At 70.8% G+C, this 5,770-nt stretch carries 5 protein-coding genes; all 5 read left to right on the top strand.

Annotation, left to right across the window (positions count from 1 at the left end):
- The coding region (locus KUTG_RS15970) for a helix-turn-helix transcriptional regulator (RefSeq protein WP_198047189.1) at positions 1-1,343 on the top strand (1,343 nt) is incomplete at its 5' end.
- Between the two features lie 110 nt (positions 1,344-1,453).
- Positions 1,454-3,055, top strand: coding sequence for a S53 family peptidase (locus KUTG_RS15965; RefSeq protein WP_052394653.1), 1,602 nt, complete (start codon positions 1,454-1,456; stop codon positions 3,053-3,055).
- A 280-nt stretch (positions 3,056-3,335) separates the two neighbouring features.
- Entirely contained in the window at positions 3,336-3,974 is a 639-nt protein-coding gene (locus tag KUTG_RS15960; RefSeq protein ID WP_232240815.1) for a TetR/AcrR family transcriptional regulator, read from the top strand.
- A 21-nt stretch (positions 3,975-3,995) separates the two neighbouring features.
- On the top strand, positions 3,996-4,994 hold the full coding sequence (locus KUTG_RS15955) for a D-cysteine desulfhydrase family protein (protein WP_043717735.1): 999 nt from the start codon (positions 3,996-3,998) through the stop codon (positions 4,992-4,994).
- A 110-nt stretch (positions 4,995-5,104) separates the two neighbouring features.
- Positions 5,105-5,770: FAD-dependent oxidoreductase (locus tag KUTG_RS15950; RefSeq protein ID WP_043717733.1), on the top strand; the 666-nt coding region annotated here is incomplete at its 3' end.

Here is a 5,770-nt window from a genome sequence, read left to right as displayed (position 1 = left end):
GCGGATGTGGCTGGCTGGCCGGGCGTTGCTCGGCGGCCGACACCGTCGAGGCGGTCGAGCAGGCCGCGCGCTCGGCGGAGCTGGCCACGTTGGCCGGCGACGCGTCGACCGCTGTCCGCGCGCTGACCCGGCTCGCGCATCTCCAGTCCCTGCGCGGGGATCCGGCCGCGCGTGCCACCGTGGCCAAGGCGATCGAAATCGTCGAACGCCATCCGCAGGCCGAGTCCTGGGAGCTGGAACGGCACCAGGCCGTGATCGAGCTGGGCGACGATGATCTCCAACGGGCCGAGCGGCGGCTGTTGTCGTTGCTGCGCAAGGTGGAGGAGACCGCCGCCGTCGAGGACACCGTGGCGATCATGGTCACGCTGGCCGAGGTGCAGTCGCGGGCCGGGCAGTGCCGCCGGGCCGTCGACACCGCGCAGCGGGCCATGACCTTGTTCTCCGAGGCCGGCATCAGCTGCCCGCCCGCCTTGTTCGCGGCCGCGCTGGCCGAGGCCAACGGCGGCAGCGTCGAGGCCGCCACCGAGCACGCCGAGCGTGGCGCGCGGGAGTCGGCGGCGGACGGTGATCAACTGTATCTGATGCGTAACTTGGCCGTACTGGGCCAGATTCAGCTCACCACGGGCGACGCCGCGGCCGCCGTGGAGACGCTGTGCCGGGTCAGCGAGATCGGCCGCCGCATGGACATCCGTGATCCCGCCGTCGTTCGCTGGCACGCCGACCTGGCCGAGGCCCTCGTCGCCACCGGGGCGCTGGAGGACGCCCGGGAGCTCATCGAGCTGACTTCCCGGCAGGCCCTTGACTTCGGCCGTCACGGGGTGCTGGCCAACCTCGAACGATCCGCCGCGTTGCTGGCCGTGGCCACCGGTCTGCCCAACGACGGCGTCGCCCGCCTCCGGGCCGTCGCCGACGGTCAGGCTGGTCTGGACCGGGCCCGCACGCTCGTCGCCCTCGCCGGCGTCGAACGCCGCTGCCGCCGCCGCGCCGCCGCCCGGGCGGCCTTGTCCGAGGCTTACGACATTTGCGTCGCCATCTCCGCCACCCCTTGGGCCGATCGCGTCCGCGAGGAGTTGGACCGCACCGGCGCCCAGTCCCGGGCGGATCACGCGGTGGCGTTGACCGTTGCCGAGCAACGGGTCGCCGAGCTGGTTCGTGCCGGTTCCACCAACCGCGAGGTGGCGGCGGTGTTGTTCATCAGCGTGAAGACGGTCGAGGCCACCTTGTCGAGGATCTATCGCAAAGTAGGCGTCCGGTCACGCACCGAGTTGGTCCGCGCCATGGACGTCCCCGTGCCGGAGGCCCGCCGACCCGAACCCGAGCCCCTCCGCAGCCAGGCCGTCTGAGACATCGGCGGCTTGTGGGGCCGGGGCAAGGGTTTCCTCGGTTTCACGGACGGTGGTCGGGCAATAGCGTTTGGTGAGTCCCGATCGCCCCCTGCACTGGGAGAGCAGACGTGAAGACGTTGAGGATCATCGGCGCGCTGGTGGCGCCGCTTGCCATTGCCGCGGTGGCGGCCCCGGTGGCGCTGGCCGCCCCGCAGCCGCGCGTGGCGCTGCGCAACGACGTGGTGAGCGGATTGGCGCAGGCCCAGGCGTTGGGCGCCGTGCCGGCGGAGCAGCGGGTGTCGGTGGCGGTCAGCCTGAACCTGCGCAACGGCGCGGAGCTGGACCGCACGATCGCCGCGGTCAACGACCCGCATTCGGCCCAGTACGGCCACTTCCTCACCCCCGAGCAGTTCACGGCCAGCTTCGGCCCGACGGACGACCAGGTCAACCGGGTCAAGGAATACCTGCGGGGACAGGGCCTGTCGGTGGACGCGGTGAGCGGCAACCACCTCACCGTCGACGCGAGCGGGCCGGCCGCGGCGGTCCAGAAGGCGTTCGGCACGACCCTGGCCAACTACCGTGACGGCAAGACGAACCGGCCCTTCTACGCCAACACCGCGGCCCCGACCCTGCCGTCCGACCTGGCCGGAGTGGTGCTCGACGTCGCTGGTCTGAACAACCGCAGCCTCCGCGTGCACCACACCAAGCTCGACCCGCACGCCGGTCCGGGCGGTGGCTTCACGCCCACTCAGCTCAAGGGCGCTTACGACGTGACGTCCACCGGCTACACCGGTTCGGGCCAGACGGTGGCGCTGTGGGAGTTCGACGGCTTCCAGCAGTCCAACATCACCAAGTACGACAGCAACTACGCCACCGGCTCGCCGACCCCCAAGGTGCAGAAGGTCTCCGGCGGCTCGGGTGCGCTCGGCGACGGCCAGGTCGAGGTGGAGCTGGACATCGAAGCGATCCAGGCGATCGCGCCCAAGGCCGCCATCACCGTGTTCGAGGCGCCCAACACCGACCAGGGCGAGGTCGACCTGGCCAACGCCATCGTCTCCAGCAAGATCTCCGTCACCTCGATCAGCTGGGGACTTTCGGAGAAGGGCCGCACCGCCTCGGGCATGCAGGCCGTGGACAACGTGCTGAAGCAGGGCGCGGCGCAGGGCCAGAGCTTCTTCGCGGCCTCGGGTGACAGCGGCTCCGACGACAACGGCGACGGCAGCACCACGGTCGACTTCCCGGCCAGCGACCCGTACGTCACGGGTGTGGGCGGCACCAACCTGTCCACGTCGACCACCACCACGTGGAAGAGCGAGACGGGCTGGAACGGCTCGGGCGGCGGCACTTCCACGGTGTTCGCGCTGCCCTCGTTCCAGAGCGGCGTGAAGATCGGCAGCACCAACAAGCGCCAGGTGCCCGATGTGTCGGCGCAGGGTGGCCCAACGGGCATTTCCGTCTACACCCAGGGGCAGTGGACTTCCGTGTACGGCACGTCCGGCGCGGCCCCGATCTGGGCCGGCGTGGCGGCGGTCTACAACCAGGCCGCGGCGGCCAAGGGCAAGACCGGCCTGGGTTCGGCCAACGCCAAGCTGTACGGGCTGGCCAAGGCCGACTTCCACGACATCACCAGCGGCAGCAACGGCGCCTACAAGGCGGGCACGGGATTCGACCTGGTGACGGGCATCGGCACGCCGGACACCGCGAAGATCCTGGCCGCCGGAATCAAGTAGCTCCCGGCGATCTGGTCGCCATCTGGAAAAAACGTCGCGCCCCGTCCGGCTTGCACAGCCGGGCGGGGCGCCGTCGTGATCACGCGGTGTTGCAAACACCTGGCCAGAGCGTGAGCGTTACTCGGCCGCTCGGGTGATGACCCCTCACATGTGCCAATTTCGCGTTTTGCCAGGTCAGCGAGAGAACGCTTTCACGAGACCCCTCCCGAACCTGGCAGTCCGCTGAGTGTTTGCTCCGAACACTGCGTGAAACGGGCACTTCTGTCGCACCATGTTCCGCGTGCAGGACGATCACACGAACAGCAGACTTGCCCTGCTGATGCGCAGACAGCCCGTGCAGGCAAGGGGAGCGGCCACCGTGACCGCCATCCTCGACGCATGCCAGACGCTGCTGGGCGAGCGGGACTACGACTCGATCACGACGGCGCGCATCGCGGAGTTCGCGGGCATTCCCATCGGGTCCTTCTACCAATACTTCCCCGACAAGCGGTCGGTGGTGCGGGCGTTGGCCCTGCGCAGCACCGACAAGTTCCTGGGCGAGGTCGAGGAGTACTTCGGCGCGGCGCCGGACGACTGGCGCCAGGCGGTCGCCGGAGTGCTGGCGGTGCACGAGCGCATGCGCAAACAGGACGCCAACTTCGGGCGCGTCCGGTTCGCAGAAGTGCTCGACAACCACCTCGAGGACCCCGAGTCCGACCACCGCCGTATGGTGGCCGACCGGCTCGGCGCCCTGTTCGCCACCCGGTACAAGGTGCGCAAGGGCGCGGGTTACCGGCTGGCGTTCCTGGCCGCGGTGGAATCCGGCGGGTCACTGCTGCAGATGGCCGACCGGGTGCCCAGCCGGCAGCGACGCCAGGTGGTCGGCACGGCACAGGAAGTCATCACTACGCTGTTGGCCAAGGCGCTGGAGAAGAGCTGACGGCGAGAGGACACCGCGCGAATGGCCACTGACCTGTCGAGTTTTCCTCGGATCCAGTTGGGACAGTGGCCGTCGCCGCTCCAGGCGTGCCCGCGCCTGTCCGACCGCCTCGGCCGGACGGTTCTCGTCAAGCGCGACGATGTGGGCCTGCTCGGGGTCGGCGGCAACAAGCTGCGGAAACTCGAGTTCCTGCTGGGCGCCGCCCTCCGTGACGGCGCCCAGCGGGTCGTCACCTTCGGCGCGGTCCAGACCAACCACGGTCGGCTGACCGCGGCCGCCTGCGCGCGCCTCGGGCTGCCCTGCGATCTGGTGCTGACGCGCTCGGTGCCGCGCGAGGGCGAGGCCTACGAGCGGTCGGGCAACATCCTGCTCGACCATGTGTACGGAGCGACCGTGCACGTGGTCGACACGGATGAGCAGGCCGAGGTTCGTCACCAGGAGTTGTTGGCTGCTCACGGAAACGTGGCGTCCATCCCGGTCGGTGGCTCCACCGGCGTAGGGGCACTCGGCTATGTGGCGGCGGTCGCCGAGCTGATCGAGCAGTTCGGCGACACCGGCGTGTGGCCGAGCAAGCTGGTCGCGCCGCTGGCCAGCGCCGGCACCGCGGCCGGCCTGCTGGCCGGTGCGGCCGCGTTCGGCTGGGAGATCGACATCGAGCTGATCGCCGTGTCCCGTCCGGCCGAACAGGCTCGCGACGTGTTGCTGCCGATACTCGACGAGACGGCCGCGCTGCTGGACATCGCGCCGCCGTCGCTGGACCGCGTGCGCATCACCGACCGCACCCTCGGCCCCGGCTACGGCCGGCCCACCGAGGACGTGTGGCGGGCCATCTCGCTGTTCGGCTCGACCGAGGCGATCACGCTGGAGCCCGTCTACTCGGGCAAGACCGCGGCGGCCTTGGTGTCGCTCGTCGAGGACGACTCCATCGGCCCGCACGAGACGGTCCTGTTCCTCCACACCGGCGGCCTGCCCGGCCTGTTCGCCTACACCCCCGAGGCCACCACGCATCTGGCTCCATGACGCTCGGAACGCGCCATTCCTCTACCCGGAGTGCAGGAAAGGCGCGTTCCCGACGCACGGGTGGCCGCCCCCGGCTTGCTCGTGACCGGGCGGTGGTGTGAGGTGGCGGCGTGGCAGACACCTTTGACGTAGTCGTGATCGGCGCCGGCGCGGTCGGCGAGAACGTGGCCGCCCGGGCGGTGCGGGGCGGGCTGACCGCCGCCTTGGTCGAGCACGAGCTGGTCGGCGGCGAGTGCTCGTACTGGGCGTGCATGCCGAGCAAGGCTCTGCTGCGGCCCGGCCACGCGCTGGCCGCCGCCCGCCGGCTCCCGGGCGTGCCCGTCGGCGATCACCTGGACGCTGCCAAGGTGCTGGAGCGCCGCACCTACTTCACGTCCAACTGGGACGACGCCGGCCAGGTGCAGTGGGCCGACGGCGCGGGCATCACGGTGATCCGCGGCAGCGCCCGGCTGGACGGGGAGCGCCGGGTCGTGGTCGGCGACCGCACGCTGATCGCCCGCCAGGCCGTGGCCGTGTGCACCGGCAGCGTGGCGGTCATCCCTCCGCTTGAGGGTATTGCCGACACGAGGGTGTGGACGTCCCGCGAGGCCACCTCGGCCAAGGAGGTGCCGGGCCGGCTGATCGTGCTCGGCGGCGGCGTGGTCGGCGTGGAGCTGGCGCAGGCGTGGCGGCGGCTCGGGTCCGAGGTGGACCTCGTGATCACGAGCGAGCTGCCGCTGCCCAGGCTGGAGCCGATCGCCGGCGAGCTGGTGGCCGAGGGCCTGCGTGAGGACGGC

This window comes from Kutzneria sp. 744 (assembly GCF_000568255.1).
GTDB lineage: Bacteria > Actinomycetota > Actinomycetes > Mycobacteriales > Pseudonocardiaceae > Kutzneria.
Note: the sequence above shows the minus strand (reverse complement) of the source record. Positions and strands in the feature narration are given on the sequence as shown.

What these genes read in the sequence shown, in the direction of transcription:
- KUTG_RS15955 (WP_043717735.1), top strand. Translation starts at nt 3,996, where the DNA reads ATGGCCACTGACCTGTCGAGTTTTCCTCGGATCCAGTTGGGACAGTGG.